General features: G+C 78.0%; 9 protein-coding genes. 6 read left to right on the top strand and 3 right to left on the bottom strand.

Translation table 11 applies throughout. The annotated features are described in order from the left end of the window. Nucleotides 1-100: 100 nt before the first annotated feature. Nucleotides 101-1096 (top strand): GNAT family N-acetyltransferase, encoded by a 996-nt coding sequence (locus BM165_RS06385; protein ID WP_075012723.1) that lies wholly within the window; start codon nucleotides 101-103, stop codon nucleotides 1094-1096. A gap of 9 nt (nucleotides 1097-1105) precedes the next feature. On the opposite strand, the gene BM165_RS06380 is transcribed toward BM165_RS06385, so the two are convergent. Next, the gene (locus BM165_RS06380; RefSeq protein ID WP_143108056.1) at nucleotides 1106-2626 is read right to left on the bottom strand and encodes a glycerol-3-phosphate dehydrogenase/oxidase; all 1521 of its coding nucleotides are present in this window, start codon (nucleotides 2624-2626) and stop codon (nucleotides 1106-1108) included. 15 nt (nucleotides 2627-2641) lie between these two features. Here BM165_RS06380 and BM165_RS06375 point away from each other — a divergent pair, with 15 nt between their 5' ends. Continuing rightward, a complete protein-coding gene (locus BM165_RS06375) occupies nucleotides 2642-4306 on the top strand; it encodes an FAD-binding oxidoreductase (protein ID WP_075013046.1) in 1665 nt (554 codons plus the stop codon). A gap of 218 nt (nucleotides 4307-4524) precedes the next feature. On the opposite strand, the gene BM165_RS06370 is transcribed toward BM165_RS06375, so the two are convergent. Further along, the gene (locus BM165_RS06370; protein ID WP_083427123.1) at nucleotides 4525-5934 is read right to left on the bottom strand and encodes an FAD-binding oxidoreductase; all 1410 of its coding nucleotides are present in this window, start codon (nucleotides 5932-5934) and stop codon (nucleotides 4525-4527) included. 177 nt (nucleotides 5935-6111) lie between these two features. Between BM165_RS06370 and BM165_RS06365 the strand changes: the two genes are divergently transcribed. Further along, nucleotides 6112-9552 carry an ATP-binding protein gene (locus tag BM165_RS06365; RefSeq protein WP_075012722.1) on the top strand — a complete coding sequence of 1147 codons (3441 nt, stop codon included), beginning with the start codon at nucleotides 6112-6114 and terminating at the stop codon, nucleotides 9550-9552. Here BM165_RS06365 and BM165_RS06360 read toward each other — a convergent pair. Then, a complete protein-coding gene (locus BM165_RS06360; protein ID WP_075013044.1) occupies nucleotides 9549-10316 on the bottom strand; it encodes an SDR family oxidoreductase in 768 nt (255 codons plus the stop codon). The genes BM165_RS06365 and BM165_RS06360 overlap by 4 nt on opposite strands. Nucleotides 10317-10389: 73 nt before the next feature. Here BM165_RS06360 and BM165_RS06355 point away from each other — a divergent pair, with 73 nt between their 5' ends. From BM165_RS06355 to BM165_RS06345, 3 genes are all read left to right on the top strand, one after another. Then, the gene (locus tag BM165_RS06355; RefSeq protein WP_075013043.1) at nucleotides 10390-11631 is read left to right on the top strand and encodes an arginine deiminase; all 1242 of its coding nucleotides are present in this window, start codon (nucleotides 10390-10392) and stop codon (nucleotides 11629-11631) included. 66 nt (nucleotides 11632-11697) lie between these two features. After that, nucleotides 11698-13161 carry an MFS transporter gene (locus BM165_RS06350; protein ID WP_075012721.1) on the top strand — a complete coding sequence of 488 codons (1464 nt, stop codon included), beginning with the start codon at nucleotides 11698-11700 and terminating at the stop codon, nucleotides 13159-13161. Continuing rightward, the gene (locus BM165_RS06345) at nucleotides 13158-14594 is read left to right on the top strand and encodes a M20/M25/M40 family metallo-hydrolase (RefSeq protein WP_208976670.1); all 1437 of its coding nucleotides are present in this window, start codon (nucleotides 13158-13160) and stop codon (nucleotides 14592-14594) included. The genes BM165_RS06350 and BM165_RS06345 overlap by 4 nt, the downstream gene beginning before the upstream one ends. Nucleotides 14595-14730: the final 136 nt, after the last annotated feature.

Raw genomic sequence — 14730 nt, 5'->3', positions numbered from 1 at the left:
TCCGGGCCGGTCTCGTCCGCGCCCGTCCTACCGCCCGCCGTCCCCGGCCGCGACCCCGCCGCCAGGGGAAACCCGTTGCGCCGCCGCGTAGGACGGGAGCGTGCAGATCGTGGAGACGGGCCCGGACGACGGGCTGTTCGCCGCCTGGTGCCACGTGTGGGCGGCCACCGAGCGCGCCGACCGCCCCGACGAGGAGCCGCAGCCGGCCTCCGAGCACGTCGGCCTGGCCCGTCAGCTGGCCGCCCGGGGCAGCTCGCGGCGGGGCACCCACCGGGCCGCGGTGACCGGCGGCGCCGTCGTCGGGGCCCTGCGCCTGCTGCTCCCGGTCCGGGACAACACCTCGGTCGCCCACCTCGACGTGGCCGTGCACCCCGACGCCCGCCGTCGCGGCACCGGCACCGCGCTGCTGGAGGAGGGCGTGCGGCTGGCGCGGGCCGCCGGGCGCACCTCGCTGGTCACCGAGGTGCTCGAGGCGGGACCGGACACACCCGGCTGCGCCTTCGCCCGGGCGCACGGGTGGACGTGCGGCATGCGCGAGACCCGCCGCGACCTGCTGCTGCCGGTGGACGAGGCGCGGCTGTCGGCGCTGGAGGCCGAGGCGACCGCCGCGAGCGCGGGGTACGAGGTGGTGACGTGGCGCGACCGGGTCCCCGACGCGCTCCTCGCGGACCGGGCGCTGCTGAGCACGCAGATGTCGACCGACGCGCCCAGTGGCGACGTGCCGGTCGGCGCGGAGGTCTGGGACGGCGCACGGGTGCGCGAGCAGGAGGCCCTGGCCCTGGCCCGTGGCCGGACCGTGCTGTCGGCCGGCGCGGTCCGGGACGGGCGGCTGGTCGCCTTCACCGACCTGCACGTGCCGGTGGCCCGGCCCGAGCACGCGCGGCAGAGCGGCACCCTGGTGCTGGACGGGCACCGCGGGCACCGCCTGGGCGCCCGCGTGAAGGTCGCGGTCCTGCGCGAGCTCGCCGCGACGATGCCGCGCGTCCGGCGGATCAGCACCTACAACTCCGACGGCAACCGGCCGATGGTCGCGGTCAACGAGGCGCTCGGCTTCCGGCCCGCGGGCGCGCTGTCCACCTGGTCGACCCCGCTCTGATCGCGCGGGTCACCCGGCGCCGAGCGCGGCCTCCGCGGCGGTGACGGCGGCGGCGCGGTCGGCGGGGACCAGCCCCAGCCGCACCCGCCGGTCGAGCAGGTCGGCGACGGTGCGCGCCCCCTCGGCCAGCGCACCGAAGCGAAGCTCCCCCACCGTCTCCGGCCGGCCCGCCACCACCATCCCGGCGCCCAGCGCGGCCACCCGTGGCGCCTCCGTGCCGTACCGGGCGACCAGCCGGGCGGGCGCGGTCACCCGGGCCAGCACGTCCGGCGACGCCGCGCCGACCAGCGGCAGCGACGCGGTGGGCGAGCGCCGGGCGCCCCGGCCCAGCCGCGCCACGACGGCGTCGACGGTCTCCTCCGCGATCGCCCGGTAGGTGGTGAGCTTGCCGCCGACGACGGACAGGACCGGTCCGTCCCACCGCAGCAGGTGCCTGCGCGAGAGGTCGGCGGTCGCGTCGCCGGGCCCGGTCCCGGCCGACTCCGGCAGCACCAGCGGCCGCAGCCCCGCGTAGGAGCCGACGACGTCCTCGCGGGTCAGCGGGGCGGCCAGCACCCGGTTCACCGTGCCGAGCAGCTGCGCCACCTCGGCGTCCGACGGCACCGGATCCCCGTCGGGGACCGGGCCGTCGACCGGCTCGTCGGTGATGCCCAGGTACACCGGTCCGCCCGGCTGCGGCAGCGCGAAGACGTAGCGCGACCGCGAGCCGGGCAGCGGCACGGTGAGCGCGGCGGCCGGGTCGCCGAGGCGGTCGGCGCGGACGACGAGGTGCGAGCCGCGGGACGGCGCCAGCCGGATGCCGGGGGCCAGCCGCTGCGCCCACACGCCGGTGGCGTTGACGACGGCACCGGCCCGCACGACCACCGGCGCCCCGTCGACCTCCGCGTGCACCTCCGCGCCGTCCACGGCGACCACCCGCGCCCCGGTCAGCACCCGTGCCCCGTACGCGGCGGCCGTGCGGGCCAGCGCGACCACCAGCCGGGCGTCGTCGGTGAGCTGCCCGTCCCAGAACAGCGCGCCGCCGCGTCCGGGGGTCAGCGCCGGCACCAGCCGCGAGGCCTCGGCGGCGCCGACCCGGCGGGTGCCCGGCAGCGACCCGCGCCCGCCGCGCACCGACCGCCGCACCGCGTCGCCGAGCCGCCCGCCCAGCGCCCCGACCGCGCTGACGTCCCGCCCGGCGGCGTCGGGCACGAAGAAGGGCAGCGGCCGCACCAGGTGCGGCGCGGTGGTCCGCACGAGGACGGCGCGCTCGCGGGCGCTCTCCCGCGCCAAGCCGACCTCGCCGTGGGCGAGGTAGCGCAGCCCGCCGTGCACCAGCTTGCTCGACCAGCGACTGGTGCCCGCGGCGAGGTCGGCCCGCTCCAGCAGCGTCACCGACAGGCCGCGCGCCGCGGCGTCCAGCGCGACACCGGCCCCGGTCACACCCCCGCCGACCACCACGACGTCGACGTCCCCGCCGGTCAGCGCCTCGACGTCGGCCGCGCGGCGGGCCGGGGTGAGGTCGGGGTCGCCGGGGACGGGGCCGGGCACCGGCAGACTGTAGCCGTGCCCGAGCAGCCGGAACTGACCGTCCAGGGGTGGGGGCCCGGCGCTCCCCCCGCCGCTCCCGGGCAGGGCGCGACCGACCCCGGCGCCGTGCTGCCGAGGGCCGCCCGCCGGCACCTGACCGAGCAGCTCGGCTGGACCCCGCGGGCCACGCCGCCGGTCGCCGTCGACGACATCCGCCTGGCGCCCTCCCGGCTGCCCGACGACGTCCGCACCGAGCTGGCCGCGCTGCTCGGCGAGGAGCACGTGCGCACCGACCGCGCGTCGCGGCTGCGCCGGGCCGGGGGCAAGAGCTACCTCGACCTGCTGCGGCGGCGGGGCGGGGACGCCTCCGACGCGCCGGACGCCGTCGCCTGGCCCGCCGGCACCGGCGAGACGGCGGCGCTGCTGGCGCTCTGCGCCGAGCGCGGCGTCGTCGTCGTGCCGTTCGGCGGCGGGACGAGCGTCGTCGGCGGGCTGTCCGGCGTCGACCCCGACGACCGGCCGTCGCTGGCGGTGGACCTGTCCCGGATGGCCTCGGTGGCCGACGTCGACGTGGCGTCCTCGCTGGTCACCGCGGGCGCCGGGGTGCGCGGTCCGGCGCTGGAGGCGGCGCTGGCCGGGCGGGGCCTGACCCTCGGGCACCTGCCGCAGAGCTGGGAGTTCGCCACCGTCGGCGGCTACGCGGCCACCCGCTCGGCCGGGCAGGCGTCCACCGGGGTGGGCCGCTTCGACGACCTGGTGGCCGGGCTGACGCTGGCCACGCCGTCGGGCGTGCTCGAGCTCAGCTCCCCGCCGGCGTCGGCGGCCGGGCCGGACCTGCTCGGCCTCGCCCTGGGCTCGGAGGGCACGCTCGGGGTGATCACCGAAGTGCGGCTGCGGGTGCGGCCGCTGCCGCAGGCCACCGCCTACGAGGGCTGGTCGTTCCGCACCTGGGCCGAGGGGCTGGCCGGGCTGCAGCGGCTGGCGCGCCACGACCTGCTCCCCGACGTCGTCCGGCTGTCCGATCCCGACGAGACCCGCGCCAACCTCCTCAGCGCCACCGGCACCGGGGCGCGGCTGCTGCGCGGCGCGCTGCGCGCGCGGGGGCGGGGCGGGGGCTGCCTGCTCGTCGTCGGCTGGGAGGGCCTGGCGCCGCTCGTGCGGGCCCGCCGCGACGCCGCGGTGCCGGTGCTGCGCGAGCACGGCGCCGTGCGGCTGGGCCGGCAGGTGGGCGAGTCGTGGCGGCGGCACCGGTACGCCGCGCCCTACCTGCGCGACCGCCTCCTCGACGCCGGCCTGCTGGTGGAGACGCTGGAGACGGCGGCCACCTGGACCGCGCTGCCCACCGTGTACGACGCCGTCCGCCGGGCGCTGTGCGAGTCGCTCGGCGCGCCCGGCAAGCAGCCGCTGGTGATGAGCCACGTCTCGCACGGCTACGCCACCGGCGCCTCCCTCTACGTCACCGTGCTCGCCGACCGCGACGACGACCTGCCGCTGCAGCAGTGGCTGACCGCGAAGCGCGCGGCCACCGACGCACTGCTCGCCGCCGGCGGCACGCTCACCCACCACCACGCCGTCGGGGCCGACCACCGCCCGTGGCTGGAGCGCGAGGTCGGCCCGCTCGGCGTCGAGGTGCTGCGGGCGGTCAAGCAGCGGCTGGACCCGCGGGGCGTCTGCAACCCCGGCGTCCTGCTGCCCGACTGAGGGGCCCGCGCCCCGCGGTGCACGATCAGGTGGGCTCACGGCCGCGCGTCCTGGCTCACCGCCGACGGTGAGCCAGGACGCGGCACGATCAGGTCACCTGATCGTGCCGCGCCCCCGGGTGCGCACCTCAGGAGGACGGGGTCCAGCCCGGCGGGGGCACGGCCGGACGGGTGCCCGAGCGGCGGCGCAGCGAGCGCGGCAGCCGCTCCCGGCGACGCTCAGGCACCGGAGGACCGAAAGGCGTGACCGCCGGAGAAGACGTCGCCGGGGTCGACGGCGCGCTTGACGGCGAGCAGCCGCTCCCGCGCCTCCGGCTCCCAGGCCGCCAGCACCTCGTCGGGGTCGCTGACGTCGCCGAGGAAGTTGACCAGCGCACCGGGCGTCGTCCACGGCGCCAGGGCGGCGAGCACGCCGCGGCCGACCTGCGGCACCACCTCGGTCAGGCCCGGCACCATCGGGCCGAGCACGAACAGCGACCAGGGGGCGGAGCGCCCGGTCACGGCGTTGGGTACCGGCGCCGGCCGGCCCATCGCCCCGCCGAGCTGACGGACCTCGACCATCACCAGCGGCACCTCGACCCCGGGCCCGGCGGCGGCGAGCAGCGCGTCGACGGTCTCCGCGGTCAGGTCGTCGAGCAGGACGCCCTTCTCCCAGCTGGGCATCGGGTCGGTCGGGTCCATGTGCACCGCGTCGAGGGCGGTCGGCGGCATCGGCCCGACGCCGCCGAGCAGCACCTCACCGGCGGCCTGCACCGGCGCCACCAGCGCGGCGCCGGCCTCGGGGTCGTCGCCGGCGTAGAGGAAGCGCAGGTGCACCACGGTCTGCCCGCGCAGCGGCGGGGGGAGCTCCTCCAGCGGCGGCAGCCGCAGCACGGCCACCGACGTGCTGGCCTCCTCCGGCAGGGTCGGCGCCCACTCGCGGAAGGCGTGCAGCACCGCGGCGGCGTCCCGCCCGGCGAAGAAGAAGCCGCCGCCCACCAGCGCGGGCACGGCGTGCAGCCGGAACTCCAGGGCGGTGACGATGCCGAGGTTGCCCTTCCCGCCGCGGACGGCCCAGAACAGCTCGGGGTCGGAGTCGGCGGTCACGGTGCGCAGCCCGCCGTCGGCGGTGACGATCTCGAAGGAGAGCACGGAGTCGGCGGCGAAGCCGAAGCGGCGGCCGAGGGGGCCCACGCCCCCGCCGAGGGTGTAGCCGACCACGCCGACGTCGGACGACGAGCCGCAGAGCCCGACCAGCCCGTGCCCGGCGGCCGCCGCGAGGACCGTCTGCCACTTCACGCCGGCCTCCACCCGCGCCGTCCGCCGCTCGGGGTCGATCCGGACGCCCTGCATCCGCGACGTCGTCACCAGCACCGCGCCGTCGGCGTTGCGCACCGGGCCGTGGCCGGTGGCCTGGACGGCGACCGGCAGGCCGTGGGCGGTGGCGAAGCGGACGGCGGCGACGACGTCGGCCGCGCAGACCGCGCCGACCGCGACGGCGGGCGTGTGGGTGACCGCGGTGTTCCAGGTGGCGACCTCGGCGGCCAGGCCGTCGTCACCGGCGGCGAGGACGGGGCCGCGGACCTCCAGGCGCAGGTCGTCGACGTCGAGCAGGGTGGGCGGAGCGGGGGTGACCTCGGTGAGGGTCATGACGGCGTTCCTCGGCATCGGGGGTGGCTGCGCTGATCGGGACGGCGCAGACCCTCGCGGCGCCGTCTTGGCGGTCACTTGGAGAGGACTTGTGCGTTCCGCATGGTCAGGACGCGGTCCGGCCGCCGCGCGCGGACCCCTCCCCATCCGCCGCCGGACCTGGGAGACTCCCCCGCCGTGCGGTACCGCGTCCTCGGGCCCCTCGAGGTCACGGATCCCAGTGGCCGGCCGGTCGACGTCGGCGGCGCCAAGCCCCGCGCGCTGCTGGCCCTGCTGCTCGCCGAGGCCGGCCGCGTGGTCGCCGTCGACCGGATCGTCGAGGCGCTGTGGGGTGAGCAGCCCCCGCCCACCGTCACCGGCACCCTGCAGGCCTACGTCTCCCACCTGCGGCGGGTGCTCGAGCCCGAGCGCGGCCCGCGCGAGCCGGCGACGGTCCTGCTCACCCGGGCGCCGGGCTACCGCATCGCCGTCGACGCCGACGACCTCGACAGCCTGCGCTTCGCCCGCCTGGTGGAGGAGGGCGACCGCGCCGCCGACACCGACCCGGCCGCGGCCGTCGCGGCGCTCGACCGGGCGCTGGACCTGTGGCGGGGCGAGCCGCTGCCCGAGCTGGGCGACGGCCCGGGCGCGGCCGACCGGCACCGGCTCACCGAGCTGCACGTGCGCGCCCGCGAGCGGCGCTGCGACGCACTGCTGGCCGCCGGCCGGGCCGACGCCGCCGTCGCCGACCTGCAGCGCCTGGTCGCCGAGCACCCGCTGCGCGAGCGGCTGTGGGCCCGGCTGGTCACCGCCCTCTACTCCGCCGACCGCCAGGCCGACGCCCTCGACGCGCTGCGCCGTTGCACCGAGCTGCTGCGCGACGAGCTGGGCATCGACCCCGGCCCGGAGCTGCGCGAGCTGGAGCGCCGCGTGCTGCGCCAGGACCCCGCGCTGGCCCGCCGTGCGCCGCGCCCGGCGCTGACGGTCGTCCCGCCGCCCTCCGCGCGACCGGCGCCGCTGACGCCGCCCGCCGACGACGACACGCTGGTCGGCCGCCGTGAGGAGCTGGACCGGCTGCGCGCGGCCGCCGAGGCCGCCGCCGCGGGCCGCCCGGCCGTCGTCGTGCTCGCCGGGGAGGCCGGCATCGGCAAGACCCGCCTGGCCGAGGCGGTCGCGGCGATGGGCCGGGCCGCCGGGTGGGCGGTGGCCGAGAGCCGCTGCGCCGACGACGCCGGCGCCCCGCCGCTGTGGCCGTGGACGCAGGCGTTCGAGCAGCTGGGCCAGGAGCCGCCCGCGCCGGTCGCCGAGCACGGCGAGACCGACGCCGACGCCGCCCGGTTCCGGCTGTTCCAGGACCTGCGCTCCCGCCTGGTCGCCGCCACCGCGCAGCGGCCGGCGCTCGTCGTCCTCGACGACCTGCAGGGCGCCGACGCGACGTCGGTGCAGCTGCTGGCGCTGCTGGCCCGCCACCTGCCCCGGGTGCCGCTGCTGGTGGTGGTCACGGTGCGCAGCGTCGGGGAGGACCTGCCCGAGGCCGTCGTCGACTGCCTGGCCCGGCTGGCCCGCGAGCCGGCCGCCGTCACCCTCTCCCTCGACGGCCTGGCCCCCGAGGACGTCGGCTCGCTGCTGGCCGCCCAGCTCGGCCGCGCCGGCGACCCGGCGCTGGCCGCCACCGTGCACGACCGCACCGCCGGCAACCCGTTCTTCGTCGTCGAGCTGACCCGCTGGATGCGCGGCGCCCGCGACCTGCGGCTGGACCGGGTGCCGGTGCCGCCGTCGGTGGTCGAGGTGCTGCGCACCCGCCTGGCCCGGCTGCCCGAGGGCGCCCGGCCGGTGCTGGAGCTGGCCGCCGTCGCCGGGCGGGAGGTGACCCTCGACCTGCTGCGGGCGGCCGGGGAGCCGGCCGAGGCCGCCCTCGCCGCGCTGGACGCCGCGACCGCCGCCGGGCTGGTGGCCGAGGGCACCGCCCCGTGGAGCTGGCGGTTCACTCACGCGCTGGTGCAGGAGGTGCTGGCCGACGACCTGCCGGCGCTGCGCCGCGCCCGGCTGCACGCCCGGCTCGGCGAGGCGCTGCAGCAGCGGGTGACCGGCGGCCGCGCCGACGATTCCCTCGTGGAGCGGCTGGCGCACCACTTCGTCGAGGCCGCGCCGATCACCGGCGCCGAGCCGGGCCTGCGGTGGTCGACCGCGGCCGCCGAGGTGGCCCGCGCGCGGCTGGCCGACGGCGAGGCGGCGGCGCACACCCGGCGGGCGCTGCGGCTGCTGGACCCGGCCGCGCCCGACGCCACCCGCACCCGCCACGACCTGCTCACGGCGCTGGGCAACGACCTGCTGCGCAGCGGCCAGCGGACCGAGGCGCACGAGGTGGTCGGCGAGGCGCTGGCGCTGGCCCGCGAGCTCGGCGACCGGCGCTGCATGCTCGAGTCGGCCGCCGTCTGGGGCTCGGTCACCCTGTGGAACTGGCGGCCGCACGGCGTCGTCGACACCGAGATGGTCGGGCTGCTCGAGGACCTGCTCGACGAGCGCGACCAGATCGCGCCCGACGCCACCGAGGCCGAGCGCGACCGGCTGACCGCCCGGCTGCTGGGCACCCTGGGTGTGGAGCTGGCCTTCAGCGAGGACCTGCAGCGCGGCGTGCGGTACGCCGAGCGGGCGGTGGCACTGGCCCGCGGCGCCGGCGACCCCGAGCTGCTCGGCCGCGTGCTCAACAACTACTCGCTGGCGGTGTGGGGGCGCCCGGGCGCGGCCGAGCTGCGGCTGGCGGCCACCGACGAGGCGCTGGCGCTGGCCGGCCGCGGGCTGCCGCGGCGCACGGAGTTCTACGCCCGGCTGCACCGCGCGGCGATCCGGCTGCACATGACCGACCGGTCCGGCTTCGAGGCCGACCTGGAGGCCGGGCGGCGGCTGGCGTTCTCCCTGTCCGGGCCCGAGGTGCGCCCGCACGTGCTGTGGCAGCAGGCCGGGGCGGCCTGGCTGGCCGGCGACGCCGCCCGGGCGGAGGAGCTGACCACCGAGGCGCACGAGCTCTACCGGCGGGTGACGCCGCACTCCCGGCACGCCTACGCCGCGCACCAGTTCGCGCTGCGCCGCGCCGACGGCCGGCTGCCCGAGGCCATCGGCCTGCTGGTCGAGACCGGCGACGAGGGCAACCCGCTGCTGCAGCTGATGGCCGTGCTCGCCGCGGCGGAGTCCGGCGACCTGGCCGAGGCGCGGCGGCTGCGGGCGCGGTGGGGCCGCACCCAGATCCGCGACTGGGCCAGCGACGTCGCGGTGCTGCTGCAGGCCGAGGCCGCGCTGCACCTGGGCGACGAGCCCGAGGTCACGATGGCGACGGTGGCGCTGCTGCCCTTCCGCGGGCGGCAGGCGGTGCTGGGGACGCCGGCGTTCAGCCTCGGGGCCTACGACGAGGTGCTGGGCCGCATCGCGGAGGCGGGAGGCGACACGGTGGCCGCCCGCGACTGGTGGACCGGCGCCCGCGAGCAGGGCCGCCGGGTCGGGTCACCGCAGCAGGTGGCGCTGGCCGAGGCGCACCTGGCGCGGGTGCCGGCCGAGGAGGCCCGTCGCCCGCGCCGCCGCCGTCCCCCACCCGCGGCGCCCCGCGCCGCCGCGCCTGCCCCGGTCGAGGAGCGCCCCGCCTAACGGGTCGTGGCGCGACCGCCGTCGACGGGGATGACGGCGCCGGTCACGTAGGCGCCGGCCCGGCTGGACAGGTAGACGACGACGCCGGCCATGTCGTCGGGCCGGCCGATGCGGCCCAGCGGCGAGCTGGCGGCGATCTCGTCGCCGCGGGCGGCCAGCGTGGCGGCCATCATTTTCGACTCGAACGGCCCCGGGGCGACGGCGTTGACGGTGATCCGGCGCGGCCCGAGCTCCTTGGCGAGGTGCCGGGTGAGCTGGTGCACCGCGGCTTTGCTGGAGGAGTACGCGTAGGTGGGCAGGACCGGCACCTGGATGCCGTCGATGCTGCCGACGTTGACCACCCGCGCCGGGTCGTCGTCGGTGGCGGCGGCCGCCAGCAGCGGCACCATCGCCCGGGTGAGGAAGAAGGGCGCCTTGAGGTTGAGGTCGAGCACCTTGTCCCAGGCCGACGCGGGGAAGGTCTCGAACGGCTCGCCCCAGGTGGCGCCGGCGTTGTTGACGAGCACGTGCACCTTCTCCTCGCGCCGGCCGACCTCCTCGGCCAGCCGGACGCACTCGGCCTCGGTGCTGACGTCGGCGGGGATCGACCCGACCCGGCCGAACCCCGACAGCTCCGCGACGGCCTGCTCCCCGGCCTCGGGCTTGCGCGAGGAGACGTACACCGACGCCCCGGCCTGCAGCAGCCCGCGGGCCATCATCAGGCCGATGCCGCGGGTGCCGCCGGTGACGACGGCGATCTTGCCGGTCAGGTCGAACAGGTCCACGCGGTGCCTCCCGGTGCGACGGCGCGCCACCCCGACCGGCGGCGGCCGGGCCACTGTGCCAGCCTCGTTCCCCGTGAGCGCCCCGACCCCCTCCTCCCTCGGCGTGACCAGCGAGGTCGGCCCCCTGCGCACGGTGGTCCTGCACCGGCCCGGCGCCGAGCTGCGCCGGCTCACGCCGCGCAACAACGACCAGCTGCTCTTCGACGGCGTCCCGTGGGTGGCCCGTGCCCAGGAGGAGCACGACGCCTTCGCCGCCGCGCTCACCGACCGCGGCGTCGAGGTGCTCTACCTGGGCACGCTGCTGGCGGAGGTGCTGGCCACGCCCGCGGCGCGCGAGGACCTCGTGGCGGCCGCCGTCGACGATCCCCGGCTGGGCGCCACCCTCAAGCGCGCCGCGGCCGACCACCTCGCCGGCCTGGCGCCGGAGGACCTGGCCGGCGCCCTCATGGCCGGCCTCGCCCACGACGAGTTGCACGGCGGCCGCGGCCTGGCCTACGAGATCATGGACCGCGGCGACTTCGTCGTCCCGCCGCTGCCCAACCTGCTGTTCACCCGCGACTCCTCGGTGTGGGTGGGCGACCAGGTGGCGATCACCTCGCTGGCCATGCCCGCGCGGCACCGGGAGAGCACGATCCTGCGCGCGATCGCCACCCACCACCCGCGCTTCGCGGGCTCCGGGCAGCTCTACGACGCCTCGCTGGAGCACCTCGAGGGCGGCGACGTGCTGCTGCTGGCACCGGGCGTCCTCGCCGTCGGCGTCGGGGAGCGGACGACGCCCGGCGGTGCCGAGCGGCTGGCCCGACGGGTGTTCGCCCGCGGGCTCGCGCACACGGTGCTCGCCGTCCCGATCGCCCAGGAGCGGGCGACGATGCACCTGGACACCATCGCCACGATGGTCGACGTCGACGCCATGGTCATGTACCCCGCGGTGGCCGACTCGCTGGCGGCCTGGACGGTCACCGCCGAGGGCGGCCTCCCCGACGGCGACGACACCGTCGAGCTGTCGGTGCGCGGGCCGCAGCCGTTCGTCGTCGCGGCGGCCGAGGCGATGGGCATCGACCGGCTGCGGGTCATCGACACCGGCCTCGACCCGGTCACCGCCGAGCGCGAGCAGTGGGACGACGGCAACAACACCCTGGCGCTCGCGCCGCGGCTCGCCGTGGCGTACGAGCGCAACACGGTGACCAACGCGGCGCTGGAGGCGGCCGGCATCGAGGTGGTGCGCATCGCGGGCTCGGAGCTGGGCAGCGGCCGCGGCGGCCCCCGGTGCATGTCCTGTCCCGTGTGGCGCGACCCGGTGAGCCCCCTCCCGTAGCGGCCGCCCGGTCCGTACGGTGCCGTACCGGACCGCGCGGGAGCGGGTCCCGACGGGAGGAGCCACGTGACGGGCACCGACACCGGCCGGCGCGCCGGCCGCATCGCCGGGCTCGGCGGGGGCCTGGTCGGCTGGCTGGTCTTCGTCGAGTTCACCAGCGGCGTCCTGCAGGGCTACTACGTCCCGCTGCTCACCGACGTCGCCCGGCACCTCGACGTGAACGACGCCGACGTCAACTGGCTGGAGGCCGCCCAGCTGATGCTGTCGGCGATCGCGGTGCCGGTGCTGGCCAAGCTGGGCGACCTGTACGGGCACCGCCGGATGCTGCTGGCCTCGGCGGCCGTCGTCGCCGCGGCGACGCTCGTCCTGGCGTCCGCGGAGGACTTCGGCGTCTTCCTCGCGGCCTGGGCGGTGCAGGGCGTCTACTCGGCGTGGCTGCCGCTGCAGGTCGCGCTCATCCACTCCCGCTCCCGCGGCGGGCCGGACGCCGCCGCCCGCACCCGCCGGGCCACCGGCACGATCGTCGCCGCGCTGCAGGCCGGCGCGATCGTGGGCGCGCTGGGCGGCGGGCAGATCGGCGCGGCGCTGGCCGGGCGCTTCTGGCTGGTGCTGCTCGTGCCGGGCGTGCTGGTGGTCGGCGTCTGCGTCGTCGTGCTCACCCGGGTGCCGGAGAGCGCCGACCGCACGGGCGGGCAGGTCGACGTCAGCGGCGTCGCGCTGCTCAGCGTCGTCCTGCTGGTGATCACCGGCGGGCTGACGTTCGTGCGGGTCAACGGCCCCGCCGAGCCGTGGCCGTGGCTGGTGACCGCGCTCGGCGTGCTGCTGGTCGTGCCGTTCGTGCGCCACGAGCTGCGCCGCGAGGACCCGCTGGTCGACTTCCGGGTGCTGCGCTCCCCCAGCATGTGGCCGGTGCAGCTGACCGCCGGGCTGTTCGGGGTGAGCGTGCTGGGCGCGCAGGGGCCGCTGTCGACGTACGCCCGCACCGACCCGGAGGTCCACGGCTACGGCCTGGGCCTGTCGACGAGCGAGGTGTCGATCGTCATCGGCGGGTACGTGGTCTCGATGCTGGTCGGTGCGGGCCTGTTCTCCCGGGTCTCGCAGGCCACCACGCCGCGGGTCACGCTCATCGGCGCGGCCACGCTGACCGGCCTGGGGTACCTGCTGCTGGTGCCGCTGCACGACACGCTGCCGCAGGTGCTGGGCGCGATGGTCGTCGCGGGCCTCGGCTCGGGCGCGCTCGTCGCGGCGCTGCCGGCCGCCGCGGCCGCGGCGGCACCCCCGGGCCGCACGGGCGTCGCCACGGGGCTGACCAACACGACGAAGGTGCTGGGCGGGAGCTTCGCCTCGGCGGTGTTCGCCGTGGCGCTGGCGGCCGGGTCGGTGGGGACCGCCGGGTCGCTGTCGGGCTACGTCACCGTGTGGCTCGTCTGCGGGATCACCGCCTGGCTGGCCGCGCTGTCGCTGCTGTTCGTGCCGCGGCTGGCGTTCTCCGACCGTCCCGAGGCCGTCGGCGTGCGGGAGGTCGCGTGAGGGCCGCACCGCTCGTCGCCGGCTGCGCCGCGGCGCTCGCCGGCGCCGCCGCGCGCCGGGTGGCCCGCTTCCGGCCGGCCGAGGTCGCCGTCCCGCCGGCCGACGACGCCGGGCTCGACGCCGACGCCGCCGCGGCCCGCCTGGCCGAGCTCATCCGCATCCCCACGGTCTCCTCCCGGGACCCGGCGCAGGTCGATGCCGGGGCGTTCGAGCGGTTCCGGGAGCGCCTGGCCGAGCTGTACCCGCACACGCACCGGGTCCTCGAGCGGGAGGTGCTGCTCGGCGGCGCGCTGCTCTACCGGTGGCGCAGCGGCACCGACTCACCGCCGCTGGTGCTCATGGCCCACCACGACGTCGTCCCCGTGACCGGGCAGGCCTGGAGCCGCGACCCGTTCTCCGGCGCGATCGAGGACGGCTGCGTGCACGGCCGGGGCGCGATCGACGACAAGGGCTCGCTGGTGGCGGTCCTCGAGGCGGTGGAGTCGCTGGCCGCGGCCGGCCACACCCCCGCGCGGGACGTCTACGTGTCCTCCAGCAACGACGAGGAGGTGCTCGGCACCGGTGCCGAGCAGGCCGTGCAGGCCTTCCGTGACCGGGGCATCGAGCCGTGGGCGGTGCTCGACGAGGGCGGCGCGGTGGTGACCGGCGTCTTCCCCGGGGTGCCGGGCCAGCTCGCCGTCGTCGGACTGGCCGAGAAGGGCCTGCTCGACGTCGAGCTGGTGACCTCCGACCCCGGCGGTCACGCGTCGTCGCCGACCCCGGACGGCGCCCCCGCCCGGCTGGCGCGCGCCGTGCTGCGGCTGGACGCCGCACCGTTCCCGGCCCGGCTCGACGACGTCGTCCTCGGGATGGTCGACGTCGCCGGCCGACACGCCTCCGGGGCGTACCGGGTGCTGTTCGCGCACGCCCCGGTGCTGCGGCCGGTGCTCGCGCGGGCACTGGCCCGGGCCAGCCGGGAGGCCAACGCGCTGGTGCGGACGACGGTGGCGGTCACCGAGCTGGAGGGCAGCAGCGCGCGGAACGTGCTCGCCACGAGGGCGCGGGCGCACCTGAACATCCGGATCGCGCTGGGCGGGACGGTGGCCTCGACCGTCGAGCGGCTGCGCCGGGTGGTCGGCGACCCCTCGGTGGAGGTGCGGGTGCTGTCGGGCACCGACCCGTCACCGGTGTCGCGGACCGACAACGACGCCTATGCCGCCCTCGGCGCGGCGGTGCGCGCGGTGTACCCGGACGCGGCGGTGGCGCCGTACCTGATGGTGCAGGCCAGCGACGCGCGGCTCTTCGCGCAGATCAGCGACAGCGTCTACCGGTTCATGCCCTTCGACCTGTCCCGCGGCGAGCTCGACGCCCTGCACGCCGCCGACGAGCGGATCAGCGTGGCGGCGTTGCACCGGGGCGCGGTGTTCTTCCGGCACCTGATCCGGAGCCTCTGAGGGTCCTCCTGCGCGCAGTCGTGCTCTGAGTCCGGAGCGGACCCAGAGCACGAGGACCGGCCGGTGCAGGTCCCCGGCTCGGTCGTGCTCTGCACACACCTGCGTGCAGAGCACGACTGCCGGCGGGAGAGGTGCT

The organism is Geodermatophilus obscurus (assembly GCF_900115395.1).
Taxonomy (GTDB): Bacteria; Actinomycetota; Actinomycetes; order Mycobacteriales; family Geodermatophilaceae; genus Geodermatophilus; species Geodermatophilus obscurus_B.
The sequence above is the reverse complement of the archived record's forward strand: the minus strand, read 5'-3'. Positions and strand labels throughout refer to the sequence as shown.

Bases quoted from the DNA above. Each gene is read 5' to 3' on its own strand.
- BM165_RS06370 (WP_083427123.1), bottom strand. From the start codon at position 5,934: ATGACCCTCACCGAGGTCACCCCCGCTCCGCCCACCCTGCTCGACGTC.